This is a genomic window from Embleya sp. NPDC001921, assembly GCF_053594475.1.
In genome coordinates this window covers 1-16,899 of sequence record NZ_JBSFEO010000007.1, presented here as the reverse complement: position 1 = coordinate 16,899, position 16,899 = coordinate 1, and the positions used below count along the sequence as shown (strand labels likewise).

Annotated in this window: 11 protein-coding genes; 4 read left to right on the top strand and 7 right to left on the bottom strand. The window is 70.3% G+C overall.

All coding sequences use genetic code 11. The features are described from left to right. Positions 1-10: 10 nt before the first annotated feature. The 3 genes from ACWCPW_RS10195 to ACWCPW_RS10185 are packed head-to-tail and all read right to left on the bottom strand — an operon-like array spanning position 11 to position 5,447. Positions 11-1,462 carry a maltokinase N-terminal cap-like domain-containing protein gene (locus ACWCPW_RS10195; protein WP_449761123.1) on the bottom strand — a complete coding sequence of 484 codons (1,452 nt, stop codon included), beginning with the start codon at positions 1,460-1,462 and terminating at the stop codon, positions 11-13. Then, positions 1,459-3,153, bottom strand: a complete 1,695-nt coding sequence (gene treS / locus ACWCPW_RS10190; RefSeq protein WP_355532028.1) for a maltose alpha-D-glucosyltransferase — start codon at positions 3,151-3,153, stop codon at positions 1,459-1,461. Before treS ends, ACWCPW_RS10195 begins: the two co-directional genes overlap by 4 nt. After that, positions 3,150-5,447, bottom strand: coding sequence for a maltotransferase domain-containing protein (locus ACWCPW_RS10185; protein ID WP_449761122.1), 2,298 nt, complete (start codon positions 5,445-5,447; stop codon positions 3,150-3,152). Before ACWCPW_RS10185 ends, treS begins: the two co-directional genes overlap by 4 nt. Before the next feature lie 419 nt (positions 5,448-5,866). Here ACWCPW_RS10185 and glgP point away from each other — a divergent pair, with 419 nt between their 5' ends. Beyond that, entirely contained in the window at positions 5,867-8,479 is a 2,613-nt protein-coding gene (glgP, locus tag ACWCPW_RS10180; protein ID WP_449761121.1) for an alpha-glucan family phosphorylase, read from the top strand. Between the two features lie 84 nt (positions 8,480-8,563). Here the strand turns inward: glgP and ACWCPW_RS10175 are convergent, their stop codons facing one another. Further along, the gene (locus tag ACWCPW_RS10175; protein ID WP_449761120.1) at positions 8,564-10,861 is read right to left on the bottom strand and encodes an MMPL family transporter; all 2,298 of its coding nucleotides are present in this window, start codon (positions 10,859-10,861) and stop codon (positions 8,564-8,566) included. 263 nt (positions 10,862-11,124) lie between these two features. Here ACWCPW_RS10175 and ACWCPW_RS10170 point away from each other — a divergent pair, with 263 nt between their 5' ends. Continuing rightward, a complete protein-coding gene (locus ACWCPW_RS10170) occupies positions 11,125-12,420 on the top strand; it encodes a sensor histidine kinase (protein ID WP_449761119.1) in 1,296 nt (431 codons plus the stop codon). Further along, positions 12,377-13,057 carry a response regulator gene (locus ACWCPW_RS10165; protein ID WP_449761118.1) on the top strand — a complete coding sequence of 227 codons (681 nt, stop codon included), beginning with the start codon at positions 12,377-12,379 and terminating at the stop codon, positions 13,055-13,057. Before ACWCPW_RS10170 ends, ACWCPW_RS10165 begins: the two co-directional genes overlap by 44 nt. A 116-nt stretch (positions 13,058-13,173) precedes the next feature. On the opposite strand, the gene ACWCPW_RS10160 is transcribed toward ACWCPW_RS10165, so the two are convergent. The 3 genes from ACWCPW_RS10160 to ACWCPW_RS10150 all read right to left on the bottom strand — a co-directional run bounded on the left by ACWCPW_RS10160 (position 13,174) and on the right by ACWCPW_RS10150 (position 16,002). Continuing rightward, positions 13,174-13,947, bottom strand: coding sequence for an enoyl-CoA hydratase/isomerase family protein (locus ACWCPW_RS10160; RefSeq protein WP_402230667.1), 774 nt, complete (start codon positions 13,945-13,947; stop codon positions 13,174-13,176). A 128-nt stretch (positions 13,948-14,075) separates the two neighbouring features. Beyond that, entirely contained in the window at positions 14,076-15,296 is a 1,221-nt protein-coding gene (locus ACWCPW_RS10155; protein WP_449761117.1) for a L,D-transpeptidase, read from the bottom strand. Positions 15,297-15,549: 253 nt separating this feature from the next. Beyond that, the gene (locus ACWCPW_RS10150) at positions 15,550-16,002 is read right to left on the bottom strand and encodes an NAD(P)H-binding protein (RefSeq protein WP_449761116.1); all 453 of its coding nucleotides are present in this window, start codon (positions 16,000-16,002) and stop codon (positions 15,550-15,552) included. 443 nt (positions 16,003-16,445) lie between these two features. On the opposite strand from ACWCPW_RS10150, the gene ACWCPW_RS10145 reads away from it, so the two are divergent. Next, a complete protein-coding gene (locus ACWCPW_RS10145) occupies positions 16,446-16,793 on the top strand; it encodes a hypothetical protein (protein ID WP_449761115.1) in 348 nt (115 codons plus the stop codon). Positions 16,794-16,899: the final 106 nt, after the last annotated feature.

Genomic DNA, 16,899 nt, shown 5'->3' with positions numbered 1-16,899 from the left:
CGACAGGTCGTCAGTGCGGCTGTGGTGCGCGTTCGGCCAGCCGCCGGATCGCCGACATCGGCACCGGCAGCCACGAGGGTCGGTTGCCCGACTCGTACATGACCTCGTACACGGCCTTGTCGGTCTCGAAGGCCCGCAACAGCACGGGCTCGGAGTGCGGGTCGAACGAGCCCGCGTCGGCGTACCCCGCACAGAAGGCTTCCCGATTGCGGGTCGCCCATTCCTCCGCGCGGCGCACCAGGTGCGGTGCGGGCGCCCCGCGACCCCAGAACCCGCCGCCGCCGGCGAGCAGGTGCCGGGCCGCGTAGTCGAACGAGCGCAACATCGCCGCGATGTCGCGCAGCGGCGAGTGCAGCGAGCGCCGTTCGCTCAGCGGCCGGGCGGGCTCGCCCTCGAAGTCGAGCAGCACCCACCGGGTGGCGGTGCGCATCACCTGACCGAGGTGGAAGTCGCCGTGGATGCGCTGCAACGGGACGGGGTGCCCGTCCCGACCCAGCGTCTCCAGGTCCTGGTACGCCTCGCGCAGCCGGTCGGTGAACGGCGCCAGCTCGGGCACCGCCTCGGCCGCCGCGTGCAAGCGGCGCTCCATGTCCCGCGCGATCGCGGCCAGCTCCGCCTCGCCCGCCACCGAGGTGGGCAGCGAGCGGGCCAGGTCGGCGTGCACCTCGGCGGTGGCCGCGCCGAGTCGGAAGGACTCGCCGGCGAAGTCGCCGCCGGTCTCGTGCGCGTGCGGACCGGCGCCGCGCACCTCCTGGCCGGCGTACAGGTCGCGGACCGAGGTCTTGGCCAGCTCCCAGCCGTCGGTGCCGGTGCGCAGGTACTCCTGGAGCAGGCCGAGCGTGGTCGGCTCGGCGTCGCTGTCCGGGAACGGCATGTCGAACCACGCGATCGGCGCCGGGATCCGCCGCGAGCCCGCGCCCGCCAGCGCGAGCGAGACCTCCAGGTCCGGATTGACGCCGGGCACCACGCGCCGGAACAGCTTGAGGATCACGTCGTCGCCGAAGATGATCGACGTGTTCGACTGCTCGGCGCCGATCACCAGGCCGACGTGCTCGGGGTCGGGGGCCTGCGCACCGGGTCGGTGGAAGGCCAGCGGGCCGACGGTGTCCGCCGCGACGAACCGTTCCGGCAACCACCGGGTCAGCTCGGCGTCGTGCACCGCGTCATAGAGGTTGCCGCCGTTGGGCAACCGGCCGATCGCCGCGTGCGCGAGCCGGTCCGGCAAGGTGCCCCGAACCCCGAGCAGGAGTTGATAGTGCTCGGGTGTGGCACCGTGCTCGACCCGCAGCAGCACATGGTGCAGCGCGGGATCGCCGGAGACCACTTCGAGACTGTGGACCACGCCGACCCCACGAAGAGGTCGGCCCTTGCCGGCGAACCATCTCTGCTGCGGCAGCCAGTCGCGCAGCACGGCGATCACGGCGGAGGCAGTCGGATCGTGGGGTCGGGTGGAATCCGTCACAGCGTCATTTCTCCACGGGTGAGGCGGAACCAATAGAAACCGTGCCCCGCGAGGGTGAGCAGATACGGCAGTTCGCCGATCGCGGGGAACGTCACCCCCCCGAGCAGCTCGACCGGTTCGTACGTCTCGAACTGCCGCAGGTCCAGCTCGGTGGGCTGGGCGAAGCGCGAGAAGTTGTGAACGCACAGCACGATGTCGTCCTCGTATTCGCGAAGGAACGCCAGCACGCTGGGATTGGACGAGGTCAGCTCGTTGTACACACCGAGCCCGAAGGCCGGGTTCTGCTTGCGCACCTCGATCATCCGGCGGGTCCAGTGCAGCAGCGAGGAGGCGTTGGACATCTGCGCCTCGACGTTGGTGACCTGGTAGCCGTAGACCGGGTCCATGATGTTCGGCAGGTACAGCCGACCCGGGTCGCACGTGGAGAAGCCCGCGTTGCGATCCGGCGTCCACTGCATCGGCGTGCGCACACCGTCGCGGTCGCCGAGCCAGATGTTGTCCCCCATGCCGATCTCGTCGCCGTAGTACAGGACGGGCGAGCCCGGCAGCGACAGCAGCAGCGCCGTGAACAGCTCGATCTGGTTGCGGTCGTTGTCCAGCAACGGCGCGAGGCGACGGCGGATGCCCACGTTGGCCCGCATCCGCGGGTCCTTCGCGTACTCCTTGTACATGTAGTCGCGTTCTTCGTCCGTGACCATCTCGAGGGTGAGCTCGTCGTGGTTGCGCAGGAAGATGCCCCACTGGCAGTTGTCCGGGATGGACGGGGTGCCGGCCAGGATCTCCGAGACCGGGTAGCGCGATTCGCGGCGGACCGCCATGAAGATGCGCGGCATCACCGGGAAGTGGAACGCCATGTGGCACTCGTCGCCGTCGCCGAAGTAGTCCACCACGTCCTCGGGCCACTGGTTGGCCTCGGCCAGGAGCACGGTGTCCGGGTACTTGTCGTCGATCTCCTTGCGCACCCGCTTGAGGAACTCGTGGGTCGCGGGCAGGTTCTCGCAGTTGGTGCCCTCCTGCGCGAACAGGTAGGGCACCGCGTCCAGCCGGAACCCGTCGATGCCCAGGTCCAGCCAGAACCGCAGCCCGGCCAGCATCTCCTCCTGCACGCGCGGGTTCTCGTAGTTGAGGTCCGGTTGGTGGCTGAAGAAGCGGTGGAAGAAGTACTGCTTGCGCACCGGGTCGTAGGTCCAGTTGGAGGACTCGGTGTCGACGAAGATGATCCGGGCGTCGCCGTACGCCTTGTCGTCGTCGGCCCACATGTAGTAGTCGCCGTACGGCCCGTCCGGGTTGTTCCGCGACTCCTGGAACCACATGTGCTGATCGCTCGTGTGGTTCATCACGAAGTCGATCACCACCCGCATGCCGCGTTTGTGCGCCGAGTCGACGAACTCGACGAAGTCGGCGAGGTCGCCGAACTCGGGCAGCACCGCGGTGTAGTCGGCCACGTCGTAGCCGCCGTCGCGCAGCGGCGACGCGAAGAACGGCGGCAACCACAGGCAGTCGACGCCGAGCCACTGGAGATAGTCCAGCTTCTGGGTCAGGCCCTTCAGGTCGCCCACCCCGTCCCCGTTGCTGTCCTGGAAGGACCGCACGAGGACCTCGTAGAAGACGGCTCGCTTGAACCACAGGGGATCGCGATCCCGCGACGGGGTGTCGTCGAAGGTGTCGCGGACGGGTTCGTTGACGATCACGGGCTGTTCCTCCGGACCGAGAAGAGATGCGCGGGCTCGTGCGCCGGATCCAGCCGCACGTAGTTGTGCCGACCCCAGCGATAACCCGCTCCGGTGAACGCGTCCTGCACCGCGAAGGTGTCCTGCCAGTCCGACCCGAGGGCGGGCAGGTCCAGGGCGACGGTGGCCTCGTGGGTGTGGTGCGGATCCAGGTTCACCACCACCAGGACCACGTCGTCGACATCACCCGCACGGGTGCGCTTGGAGAAGGCCATGACCGCATCGTCGTCCACGTGATGGAAGGTCAGGTTTCGCAGACGTTGCAGACTCGGGTGGCGTCGGCGCATCCGGTTCAGCGTGGTGATGTACGGCGCCAGCGAGCGTCCCTCGCGCTCGGCCCCGACCCAGTCGCGCGGGCGGAGCTGGTACTTCTCCGAGTCGTGGTACTCCTCGCTGCCCGCCTTGACCGCGCGGTTCTCGAACAGCTCGAAGCCCGAGTAGACGCCCCACGTCGGGGACAGCGTGGCCGCGAGCAGGGCCCGGATCTTGAACGCGGCGGGCCCGCCGTACTGAAGGTAGGCGTGCAGGATGTCCGGGGTGTTCACGAAGAAGTTCGGCCGCATGTAGGAGGACGCCTCGCCGGTGGTCAACTCGGTGAGGTACTCCTGAAGTTCGTCCTTTCCATTGCGCCAGGTGAAGTACGTGTACGACTGTTGGAAGCCGACCTTGGCCAGCGTGCGCATCATCGCCGGTCGGGTGAACGCCTCGGCCAGGAAGAGCACGTCCGGGTCGGTCGCGTTGATCGTGGCGATCACCTGCTCCCAGAACATCACCGGCTTGGTGTGCGGGTTGTCCACCCGGAAGATCCGCACGCCGTGCGCCATCCAGTGCCGCAGCACCCGCAACGTCTCGGCGACCAGGCCCTCGAAGTCGGCGTCGAAGTCGATCGGGTAGATGTCCTGGTACTTCTTCGGCGGGTTCTCCGCGTAGGCGATGGTGCCGTCGGCCCGGTGCCGGAACCACTCCGGGTGCTTCTCCACCCACGGGTGGTCGGGGGAGACCTGGAGCGCGAAGTCGAGCGCGACCTCCATCCGCAACTCGCGGGCTCGGGCCACGAACGCGTCGAAGTCCTCGATCGTGCCCAGGTCGGGGTGGATCGCGTCGTGCCCGCCCTCGGGCGAGCCGATCGCCCACGGCGACCCGGGATCGTGCTCGCCGGCCTCGAGCGTGTTGTTGGGCCCCTTGCGGAACGCCCGGCCGATCGGGTGAATCGGCGGCAGGTAGACCACGTCGAAGCCCATCGCGGCGATCTGCGGCAGGCGTTCCATCGCGGTCCGGAAGGTGCCGCCGCGCGGCGGGTGGATGCCGGCGGGGTCCACGACCGCGCCCTCGGAACGCGGGAAGAACTCGTACCAGGACCCGAACAGCGCGCGCTCGCGCTCGACCCGCAGCGGATGACGCGCCGAACTGGTGAGCAACTCCCGCAGCGGATGCCTGGCCAGCACCTCGTCCAGCACACTCGACCGTGCCGCGGCGAGTCGTTCGGTGGGGCTGCGCGCCTCGTCCCGGACCGCGTCCACCGCGGCCAGCACGACCGCCCGCAAGCCGTCCTTCTTGGGCACGCCGGCGGCGGCCCGCTCCAGCAACCGCGCGCCCTCCTCCAGCACCAGGTCGACCTCCAGGCCGGCCGGGATCTTGATGCCGGCCGCGTGCCGCCAGGAGGCGATCGGGTCGCCCCACGCCTCGACCGCGTAGGACCACAGGCCCTCGGCGGTCGGCGTGACGCTCGCGTGCACCCGGTCGGTCCCGGGCGCGCCCGGGAGCATCGGAGTGAGCGCGCCGGCCCGGCCGCGCGGGTCGCGCAGCACGACGCCCGCGGCCACCGCGTCGTGGCCCTCGCGAAAGACCGTGGCGGCCACGGGGAACGTCTCGCCCGGGATGGCCCGGGCCGGCCGGGTGCCGCCGTCGACGGCCGGCTCGACGTCCAGGATCGGGATGCGCCCGATCCGCGGCGTCACCGGTTTGGCCGATCTCCCGGCGCGCGCCGGTGATTTGGCCGCGGCGGGCGGCGCGTCGGGCTGCGCGGCGAAGGGCCGCGCCGGCTCGGGCCGGGCGGTGCTCGCCCGCGTCGCGCCCGCCTCGGGTGCCGGCTCCGTCGTCGCACCGGGCGCCGGCCTCGCGGCCGACGCCGGTTCGGGCCGTGCGGCCCTCGACTTCCCGGCGGTCGTCTTCCGTGCCGCGGCCTTGTCGGCCGCGACCTGCCCCGCCCGGGGTGCGCGGGCGCCCCCGGGGTCCTTCTCAGCCGAACTGGTCATGCCGAACTCCTGTACCCACGGACGGGCATCCCGTGCGCGTCGCGCGCGATACACCCGTACGGAAACCCACTCGATACCCCGATTGCCGGACCCGGGAGTGGCGGAAAACCGACCCGGCGGCGACCGGTGGGATCGCTCGGGTCCACCTCTCACCGCTGCGCGGCGGCCATTGCTCGTGACGCGACCACCAGGCGGGGACCGGGTGGGGCCCGGCCCGCGACCGTGGACGGTGGATGTCTGGTGTGTCCGCGATACGGCGGGACGGAAGGACCCGGCTGTTCAACGATCATCAAGTCGCTCGGGGCACGGTCCATATGGTGTAAAAACGCCCCCAGACCCATCCGCAAGATCTTGCCGGCTTTGCAAGCGCACTGCATCCACTGTCGCAAGTTCTGCCGCCTTCCGGCTAGGGTCGCAGCGTGAGAGCAATCCGCAGATTCACCGTGCGTACGGTTCTGCCCGCTCCGCTGGAGCCACTGGGTGAACTGGCGATGAACCTCCGCTGGTCCTGGCACGCGGAGACCCGCGACCTGTTCGAGTCGATCGATCCGGACACCTGGGCCTCGGTCGGCCGGGACCCCGTCCGCCTGCTCGGCACCGTGCCGAACGACAAACTCGGCGCCCTCGCCGACGACCGCCGCTTCCTCGCCCGACTGCGGGTGGCGGCCGAAGACCTGCACGAATACCTGACCGGACCTCGTTGGTACCAAACCCTGTCGGAGGCCGCTCCCGGCCCCGACGCGCCACCGGCGGCGATCGCGTACTTCTCGCCGGAGTACGGCATCACCGCGGCACTTCCGCAGTACAGCGGCGGTTTGGGCATCCTCGCGGGCGACCATCTGAAGGCCGCCAGCGACCTGGGTGTCCCGATCGTCGGAGTCGGACTGATGTACCGCCACGGGTACTTCCGGCAGTCGTTGTCCCGGGACGGGTGGCAGCAGGAGCGCTATCCCCTCCTGGACCCCAACGAGTTGCCACTGACGCTCCTTCGGGGTGCCGACGGTGCACCCGCACGGGTGGTCATCGGACTCCCGACGGGTGAGTTGCACGCGCGGATCTGGAAGGCCCAGGTCGGTCGGGTGCCACTGCTGCTGTTGGACTCGGACATCGAGGAGAACGAGCCCGCCGAACGCGAGGTGACCGACCGGCTGTACGGCGGCACGAGCGAACACCGCTTGCATCAGGAGATGCTGCTCGGCATCGGCGGGGTGCGGGCTTTGCGGGCATTTTGCGAGATCACCGGCCATCCGGCGCCCGAGGTCTTCCACACCAACGAGGGCCACGCCGGGTTCCTGGGCATCGAGCGCATCCGCGAGTTCACCCAGACCGAGGGGCTGGACTTCGACGCGGCCCTCGAAGCCGCCCGCGCGGGCACGGTGTTCACCACGCACACCCCCGTGCCGGCCGGGATCGACCGGTTCGGGCGCGATCAGATCCAGCGGCATTTCGGCGGCGACCTCGCTTGTCCGGGGGTTCCGGTGGACCGGGTCCTCGCGCTCGGCGCGGAGACCTACCCGGACGGCGATCCGGGCGTGTTCAACATGGCCGTGATGGGTCTGCGGCTCGCCCAACGGGCCAATGGCGTGAGCAAGCTGCACGGACGGGTCAGCCGGGGCATGTTCGACGGCCTGTGGCCGGGCTTCGACACCACCGAGGTACCGATTACCTCGATCACGAACGGCGTACACGCGCCCACGTGGGTGGACGCCGACGTGCTGGACCTGGCCGGCCGCGAGGCGGGCGTCGAACTCACCGAGGATCCCTCGGCGTGGGCGGCCATCGATCGGCTCTCGGCAGGCTCGTTGTGGGAGTTGCGCCGGGCGCTGCGCGCGAAGCTGGTCGCCGAGGCGCGGCTGCGGCTGCGCGCGTCGTGGAAGCAACGCGGCGCGGGCGACGCGGAATTGGGCTGGATCGAGGGCGTGCTCGATCCGGACGTGCTGACCATCGGGTTCGCCCGCCGGGTGCCGTCCTACAAGCGGCTCACCCTGATGCTGCGGGATCCGGCCAGATTGCGCGGGATGTTGCTGCACCCGGAGCGGCCGGTGCAGATCGTCATCGCGGGCAAGTCGCACCCGGCCGACGAGGGCGGCAAACGACTGATCCAGGAATTGGTGAGGTTCGCCGACCGCGAGGACGTGCGGCACCGGATCGTCTTCCTGCCGGACTACGACATCGCGATGGCCCAGCACCTGTACCCCGGCTGCGACGTGTGGCTGAACAACCCGCTGCGCCCGCTGGAGGCGTGTGGCACCTCGGGGATGAAGGCCGCGCTGAACGGCTGCCTGAACCTGTCCATCCTGGACGGGTGGTGGGACGAGTGGTACGACGGTTCGAACGGTTGGGCGATCCCGACCGCCGACGGGATCACCGATGTGGACCGCCGGGACGACCTCGAGGCCGGGGCCCTGTACGACCTGATCGAGAACTCGGTCGCGGCCCGGTTCTACGACCGCGGGCCCGAGGGCCTGCCCACCCGGTGGCTGGAGATGGTCCGGCACACGCTGGCCACGCTCGGCCCGAAGGTGCTCGCGGACCGGATGGTCAAGGACTACGTCGACGTGCTGTACGCGCCGGCGGCCTTGTCCGGCCGGGCGATCACCGGCGCGGCCGCGCGCGAGCTGGCGGAGTGGAAGGCGCACGTGCGGCGGTCCTGGACGGGCGTCCGGGTCGATCACGTGGAGTCGGGCGGGATAGGGGACGCCCCCGAGGTCGGCAACACGCTGAACCTGCGGGTCTTCGTCTCCCTGGGTGAACTCGCGCCCGCCGACGTCGAGGTCCAGGTCGTGCACGGCCGGGTCGACGACGCGGACCGGATCGTGGAGAGCACGGTGGCGCCGCTCAAGGCGGGGCACCGGGACGAGCACGGTCGCCGGTTCTACGAGGGCTCGTTGGCCCTGGACCGGACCGGTCCGTTCGGCTACACCGTCCGGGTGATGCCGAGCCATCCGCTGCTCGCGGGCCCGGCCGAACTGGGCCTGATCGCGGCGCCGCCGGAGAGCGAAGGCTTCGCGGAGGGCATCGCGCTGCGCTGACCGCACACGCACGATTGTTCGGGCCCCGCCGTCCTCGTCGACGGCGGGGCCCGAACGTGCTTTCCGCGTGCTGGTCCGGCTCGGTCAGCCGTGCGGCTGGTCCGGGCGGAACGGCGGGTAGGGCTGCTGGTGTTGTCCCTGGTACGGCTGTCCCTGATGGGGCTGGGCCTGGTAGGGCTGCCCGCCCTGGTACGGCACGGGTCCGTAGCCGCCGGCCATCTGCGGCTCGGTCACCAGCGTGCGGTCCGGGTCCGGCCGGCCGTACGCGTCCTGCGCGCCGGTGCCGCGGCCGTGCCCTTTGGCCTTGCCGCTCCGGCGCGGCCACCACAGGCCCCGACCCAGGATCGCGGCGATCGCGGGCACCAGCACGATCGAGAGCAGCATCGAGGAGAGCAGGATGCCCACCGCGGTGGCGAAGCCGATCTCCGCGGTCGCGGGGCTGGCCGCCAGGCTGGCGAAGGAGCCGGCCAGTACGAGCCCGGCCGTGGCGATCGCGGGCGCGGTGTGCTTGACCGCCTCGGCCACCGCCTTGCGGGCCGGGATGGGCTTGTCCATCTCCTCCCGCAGCCGGTCGCTCATCAGGATGTTGTAGTCGGTGCCCAGCGCGACCACGAACAGGAACAGCACCAGCGGCAGCGTGAAGGACACGCCGGGTCGGTCGAGCATGTGCTGGAAGACCAGCGTGCCGGCGCCGAGCGTGGCCACGAAGCCGAGGCCGACCGCGAGCATCAGCACCAGCGGCGCGAGCAGCGAGCGCAGCAGCAGGAACAGGATCAGCGCGATCAGGATCGCGGCGACCGGGAAGACCAGCTTGAGGTCCTTGTCCACCGCCTCCGAGACGTCGGCGAAGATCGCCGCCGTTCCGGTGATGTGCGCCTCGGCGCCGTCCGGGGTGTGCTTCGAGATGGTGCCCCGGACCGGGCCGGTGATCAGCTCACGCGCCTTCTGGGTGTCGGCCTTCGCGGCCAGGAACACATCGATCCGAGCGGCCGAACCGTCCGCGTTGAGCACCGGCTTGGCGACCTGGCCGACGCCCTCGACCTTGCCCAGCGCACCGGTGAGCCCGGTGAGCGAACGTTCGTCGAGCTTGCCGCCGGCCTTGGTCTGCACGTAGACCGTGTGCGGGTCGGACACGCCCGCCGGAAGCGAGCGGGAGATCTCGTCGGCGGTCCTGGTCGCGTTGGTGGTGGGCCGGCCCTCCTGGTCGTAGCTCATCTTGACGCCGAGCGCACCGGCGCCGAGCACGCCGAGCAGGACCAGGCTGCCGGCCAGGTAGCGCACCGGACGCGCGCTGACCTTCTCGCCCAGACGGGCGGCGAAGCCCGCCGGACGCTCCTTCTTCCACGCCCGGGCCGGCCAGAACATCCCGCGACCGCAGACCGCGAGCAGCGCGGGCATCAGGGTCAGGCTGCCCAGCAGGCACACCAGGACCGAGACCGCGATGGCCGGGCCGAGCACCTTGAACTGACCGAAGCTGGCGATGCCCAGGGTCGCGAACGCGGCCACGATGGTCAGCGCCGCGCAGGTGATCGCGTTGCCCACCTTGCCGGCGGTGATCGCGGCAGCCTCGCGCTTGTCCTGATCGGGGTTGGCGCGCAGTTGCTCGCGGAAGCGGAACATCAGGAACAGGAAGTAGTCGATGCCGATGCCCAGGAGCACGACGGTGATCAGGGAGGGCACGGAGGGGTCGAGCTTGATGTCCAGGAGCTTCGCGCTGCCGGCCACCGCGCCGGTCGCCACGCCGCCGATGAAGGTCACCGCGAGGAGCGGCAATATCGCGGCCAGGACACTGCGGAAGACCAATACGTTCAGCAGGACGATAAGGCCCATCGTCAACATTCCGACGAGCGCCTGGGTGTCCTCCTCCTCGTCCAGGTCGTCGACCGTGTTCGCGATACCACCGGTGAATCCGACCCGGAATCCGGCGGCCTCGTAATCGGTCTTCGCCAGATCACGGGCGTCCCGGTAGACGTCCTGGAGACCGACGTCGTTCATATTGCCGTCCAGCGACAACGAGACCAGTTGGAACGTGCCGTCCGGGGCGACCACGCCCACGGCGTAGCTCGGCGTCTGCGAGAAGTCCTTGGCGAACTGCTCGGGCTTCGCCTTGATCGGCTTCTTGGCCAGCGCGGCCGTGGTGTCGGCGATCTTCTTCTGGTCCTGCGGGCCGATCTTGGCGCCGTCGGCACGGGCGACCAGCACGGTCACCGCATTCGGGTCGGGCTTCTCGTCGAATTTCTTCTCGGCGATCGAAATGGCCGCCGCCGAATCGTATTTCTTCGGCAGGAAGTCACCGGTCGAGGAATCGGTGACGCTGTTCATCAACGGTGTTCCGACGGCGGTCAGGGCGAGACCGAAAACCGCCCAGACGATGATGGTCATCCATCGATGACGTGTGGCGAACGCGGTTGTTCTACGGATCATTTTCCTTCTCCGCCGTCGGATTCGAAACGCGGGAGCTCGATGCGGGAACTCCGGATTGGCTCAATGTCATCACGCGCACCCCCCTTCGGACATCGACCGGCGGAAGGGGAACGGACCGGGACCTCGGTCCGGGAGTACCGCACAACCAGGACTCGGGTCCGGGGGTGCGGATCGTCTGCGATGAGGTTCAGGAACAGGGTCGAAGAGGATGGAATGGGTGCATGAACCTCGTCGTCGCGCCGGGCGCCTCGGCGCCGGCGAGCAAGCCGGACTCCGAGGCGCCCGACCCCGGGCCGCCGACGGGCCTGCTGCGGCTGGTCCGGCGCCGGGTCCGGGCCTTCCCGTGGACCCGGAACGACCTGCTGATCGCGCTCGCGTGTGTGGCGGCCGACGTCGCCGCGTACCTCACCTCCGGCCACCGCGCCGGCCCGCACCTGTCGGTGCTCGCCGTGCTGCTGCTCGCGGCCGGCGGTGTGCTGATGATCGTGCGTCGTCGGCATCCGGTGCCGGTACTGGCCGCCGTGATCGCTCTTCAACCGGTGCCGGTGTGGGCCGCCGATCCGGCGACGCACAACTTCGGCCTGGCGCTCGCGGTCGGGCTGTACACGGTGGCCCGGTTGCGTTCGTACCGTGTCGCAGGTATCGCCGGCGCCGCGGTGCTCGTGGCTCAGGTGACGCGCGACGTCCTGATCGGCTGGTCGGTGCCGTTCGCGATGCTCCCCAACCTGATGACGATCTGCCTGCTGATCGTGGTCGGCGTCGGGGTGCGCAAGTGGCGGGACCAGGTGGCGCTGAACCGGCGGCTGTTGGCGGATCGTGCGGTGGCCGACGAGCGCCGGCGGATCGCGCGCGAACTGCACGACATCGTCGCGCATCACATCACCACGATGTACCTGATGTCCGGCGGCGCGCGCTCCACCCTCGATCGCGATCCGGAGTCCGCCAAGGCCGCGCTGGTGACGCTGGAGTCGTCCGGGCGCACCGCGATGCGCGAGATGCGCCAACTGCTCGGCGTGCTGCGCGGCGCCGACGTCGTCGAGGTGGCGCCCTCGGCACCGCAGCCGGGGATCGCGGAGATCGACCGGTTGATCACCGACTCCCGCGCGGCCGGTCTGCCCACCGAGTACGAGGTGCTCGGCGAGCCGCGGTCGCTGCCGCCGACCACCGGGCTCACGCTGTATCGCGTCGTGCAGGAGGCGCTCACGAACGCGCGCCGACACGCGGGGAACGCGCGCGCCTTCGTCCGGTTGGAGTACCGATCGGATCGGGTCCTGGTGGAGATCTGCGACGACGGCGACCACGGCGGCGGTGGGTCGGCGATGGTGGGCGGCGGGTACGGTCTCCTGGGTATGCGCGAGCGCGTCGCGATGCACGGCGGGACGCTGGCGGCGGGCAGGCGCCCGGAAGGCGGATACCGTGTGACGGCGCTGGTGCCGCTGCCGCCGGCGGAGCCTGGAGAGGACTGGAACCGAGATGAGCGTGGACGCACCCCCGATCACCGTGCTGCTGGCCGATGATCAGCCGCTCGTGCGTCGGGGCCTGGCCCTGATCCTGCGCTCCGATCCCGGTATCGAGGTGATCGGCGAGGTCGGCGACGGCGCGCAGGCCGTCGAGGCCGCGCACCGGTTGCACCCGAACGTGATCCTGATGGACATCCGGATGCCCGTGCTCGACGGCGTCCAGGCCACCGCGCGGTTGTCCGAGGAACTGCCCGAGTGCCGGGTGCTCGCGCTGAGCACGTTCGACATGGACGAGTACGTGGTCGGCGCGCTGCGCGCGGGCGCGATCGGCTTCCTGCCCAAGGACGTCTCGCCCGAGGACCTGATCGCGGCGGTCTACACCGTGCACCTGGGCGAGGCCGCGGTCGCGCCACGACTGCTCACCCGGCTGATCGAGTCCTTCGTCAAGGCCCCGTCGGCCCCGCAGCCCTCGGCGACCGCCCTGCGCGACCTGACCCCGCGCGAGGTGGAGGTGCTGCGGCTGATCGCGGCCGGCCTGGACAACGCCGAGATCGCCGCGTCGATGAGCATCGGCGTCCAGACGGTCAAGAACCACGCGACGGGCCTGTTCGCCAAACTCGGCGTCCGCGACCGCGCCCAGGCCGTCGTCTTCGCCTACGAATCCGGCGTGGTCCAGGCGGGCCGGACGCCGTAACGCCGAGCCGGCCCCCGCGACCGCCGGGCGACCCGGGGCCCGCCGCGCCCGCGGAGCCGCCGGCGCCGGGGACGGCGGCGGCCGCGCGGGCGGGGCCGGTTCGAGGCGCGGGGTGGTCAGCGGCCGGTGAACTCGGGCTTTTCCTTGGCGATGAAGGCGCGCATGCCGGTGTCGCGGTCCTCGGTGGCGAACAGCGCGGTGAACTGGAGTCGTTCGAGCTCCAGGCCGGTGTCCAGGTCGACGTCGAGGCCGCGGTCGATCGCCTCCTTCGCCGCGCGCAGCGCGTAGGCCGGGCCGTTCGCGAATCGGGCCGCCCACTTCACCGCCTCGGCGTACACGTCCTCGGCCGGGACCACCCGGTCCACCAGGCCGATCGCGAGTGCCTCGTCGGCGGCGACGAAGCGGCCGGTGAAGATCAGGTCCTTGGCCTTGGCGGGGCCGATCAGCCGGGGCAGCCGCTGGGTGCCGCCCGCGCCCGGGATGATGCCCAGGGTGATCTCCGGCTGGCCAAGCTTCGCGGTGTCGGCGCATACCCGCACGTCCGCGCACAGCGCGAGTTCGCAGCCGCCGCCGAGCGCGAAGCCGGTGATCGCGGCGACCACCGGCTTGGGGATCTCGGCGACGGCGGTGAACGAGGACTGGAGCGCGGCGCCCCGGTCGGCCATGTCGACGTAGGACATGTCGGCCATCTCCTTGATGTCCGCGCCCGCCGCGAACACCTTCTCACCGCCGTACAGCACGACCGCGCGCACGTCGGCCCGCTCGCCCGCCTCCTGCGCCGCCGCCCGCAGCTCCTCCTGGAGTTGCCGGTTCAGCGCGTTCATCGGCGGGCGGCTCAACCGGATCGTGCCGACGCCGTCGGCCACTTCCAGGTTCACGAATTCGCCCATGACGCTCTCCTCTGGTCAGCCCTGATGGGTGACCCGACCTTAGGCGCCGGCGCCGGGCGGGGCCGCGAGCGGGGCCGCCACCGCGCGGGTCGCGGCCCCGTGTCGGCGCGTCGACGTCGGCGCGGCCGTCAGTGCGTCGGCGTCGTGGTCGCCGGTGCGCCGCTGCCCGAAGTCGCGCCCGCGACCCACTTGTCCCACGGCACGTTCCAGTCGCCGAAGCCGTTGTCCGGGTCCACCACGCGCTCGTCGGAGCCGGAGATGTCCACCACGTCGCCCGGGATCACCCGGTCGTACAGCCACTTGGCGTTCTCCTTCGTCATCGAGACGCAGCCGTGGCTGGTGTTCTCGCTGCCGAAGACGCTCGGGTCGGCCCAGTAGTTGCCGTGCACGAAGGTGCCCGACGTGGTGATCCGCATCGCGAACGGCACGTCGTCGATGTCGTACTCGCTGCCCAGACCCACGGTCTGCGAGTTCATCCGGGTCTTCTCGAATTTCTCGGTGATCGCCATCTTCCCGTTCCACGTGCTGTACTTCGGCGACTTGCCGGCCGTGATCGGGATGGTCTTGATCAACTGGTCGTTCTCGTACACCTTCATCGTGTGGGCCTTCACGTCCACCATCGCGATGCGCTTGGTGGCGGCCACCTTGAAGCTGTAGCTCTTGAACTGGTTGGCGATCGCGCCGTTGCCGACGTCGACCCCGCGCAGGTTCAGGTTGACCTTCACGTTCGTGCCGGGCGCCCAGTAGTCCCTGGGCCGGTAGTCCACCCGGGTGTCGTCGAACCAGTGCCAGGCGCCCTCGACCTTGGGCTCGACGTCGACGGACAGCGCCTTCTCCACGGCGGCCCTGTTCCGGACCGGGTAGTCGAAGGTCAGCGACACCGGGAAGCCGACGCCGACGGTGGCGCCGTCCTCGGGGCTGAACCTCGCGGTGACCTTCTTGTCGGCGGACACCGTGTTGAACGTCGCGCGCGCGGTGGTGGGCGTGTTGTCGGCGTTGGTGGCGGTGGCGTCGACCGTGTACTTGCCGCCGAGGGTGAAGGCGACCTTGGGCTTCCAGGTCTTGCCGTCCGGGTCGAGCGCGCCGTCGACCGGTTCGTTCCGCGCGTTGACGACCTTGACCTCGCCGAGCCTGCCCCCGTTGACCACGATCGTGATCGGCGCCTGCGGGTCGATCGCGGTCGCGCCGTCGGCCGGGGTCAACGTGATCGCCGCCGGATCGGCGCCCTTCTTCTGGTCGCCCTTGGCGGTCGCGGTGTTCCCACCGCCGGTCTTCCCGCCGTCGCCGTCACCGCCGTCGTCGGAGCAGCCCGACACGAGCAGGAGCGCGCCGAGTACCAGTGCGGACATCACGCGCCATCGGGCCCGGGACCGCCTCGACGAGAGCGGCTTCGATCCTGCTGACATGTACGGGTAGTCCCTTCATCCGGGGCCGAGCCGCGGCCCGGCCGGAGCCGAGAGCCACATCCCACAACCCATTCGACGAATCGAACATCCACCGCGGTTCCGAATTCCCGGTCATGAACGGGCAAATGCGGTGATCAAGGCCATCCTCCCGGACGATCGGCGTCACCCTCGCGTCGCCCGCCCGCGTAGACGTTGCTCACCGGGCCCGACGATCGGCCTCGACCAACTCGCGGACCAGCTCCGGATCCGGGTATCCGGGCCCCTCGGCGTCCCCGGCGGGCAACCGACGGATGATCAATTCGTATCCCCGCGCGAGGGAACGGGTCGGAGGTTGGGGCAGGACCGTGACGATCCGCTGGAGATCCGTACCCTCGGCAGCCTCCAGCAACCACTCCCACGTGTCACCGGGCGAACCGGCCCCGTCCGCGCCGCGATCCAGGTGCAGCACGGTGTGCGCGCCCTCCAGCACGGCGCCCAGCCGCAGCGGGTCGGACAGGTCGCCGACCGAGACCCGCAGGCCGGCCGCGCGCAACGCGCCGACCGCGCCCGGGTCCCGGACGGTGACCCGTACCTCGGCCCCCGAGGCGGCGAGTTCGAACGCGACGGCGCGACCGAGGGGTTGGTCGGCTCCGGTGACCACGACAGGCATGCCGGCAACCTAACTCAAACCCGGTATTCGTGAAGCTCGCGTGAAGACGGGAGCGCGCGCCCCCCGGTGGGGTCCCACGCGGCGACTTGAGGCGCTCTTCCGCGCTCGGCCGGTAGGGAACTGCGGTGTGGTCACTCACCGTTCATCGACAAAGCCACGAAATTCGGCCACAGTGGCCGAAATTCTACGCCGAATCGGCGGAAATCCTGTCGAGATCGCAACCCTCCGTACAGGCGCTCGTTGGGGTTTCGGGGCTCCCATGTCACTCTCCCGAGCGAAGCCGGGCCGGATGACTGGATTTGTTGTCACTGTTTGCGACAGCTTGGTCACACGAAGTCGTCTCGGGGGTCGGATCGTTCGCCCTCCGCGACGACCCGTGCACCTGATGCCGTACCTGATGACGCCCGGGCCCCGCCCGGATCCGCGATACACGGAGGATCCACATGAACCGCAAGCTCGGCACCCTCGCCGTAGCCCCCCTCGCCGCCGGCCTGCTCTTCCTGGGCGCGGGCGCCGCCGTCGCCGACGGCGGCAACGGCACCGTCGGCGACAACGGCTCGAACGCGTCGACCACGACCTCCACCACCACCAACAGTGGCAGCGGGAACGTGCTCGGCGGTGTCGACGGCAACTACAACGCCACGCAGCAGAGCGCGACCGGCGCGGGCGCCTCGAACCAGAACAACACTGCGGGCGTGAACGGCAACTCGGGCGTCGTGGTGATCGACCAGGACAACGCCAACATCGCCGAGACCTCGACCGCGATCCACCACTGGCACCCCTGGTTCTGAGCAGACCCGATCGGCCGGCTCGGCGCGCAGGTGGTGCGCTCGGCCCGGGGGTTGGCCGCGGCGGCCCGTTCGTTGGGTACCGGGGACCTGGCGGCGCGGATCGTGC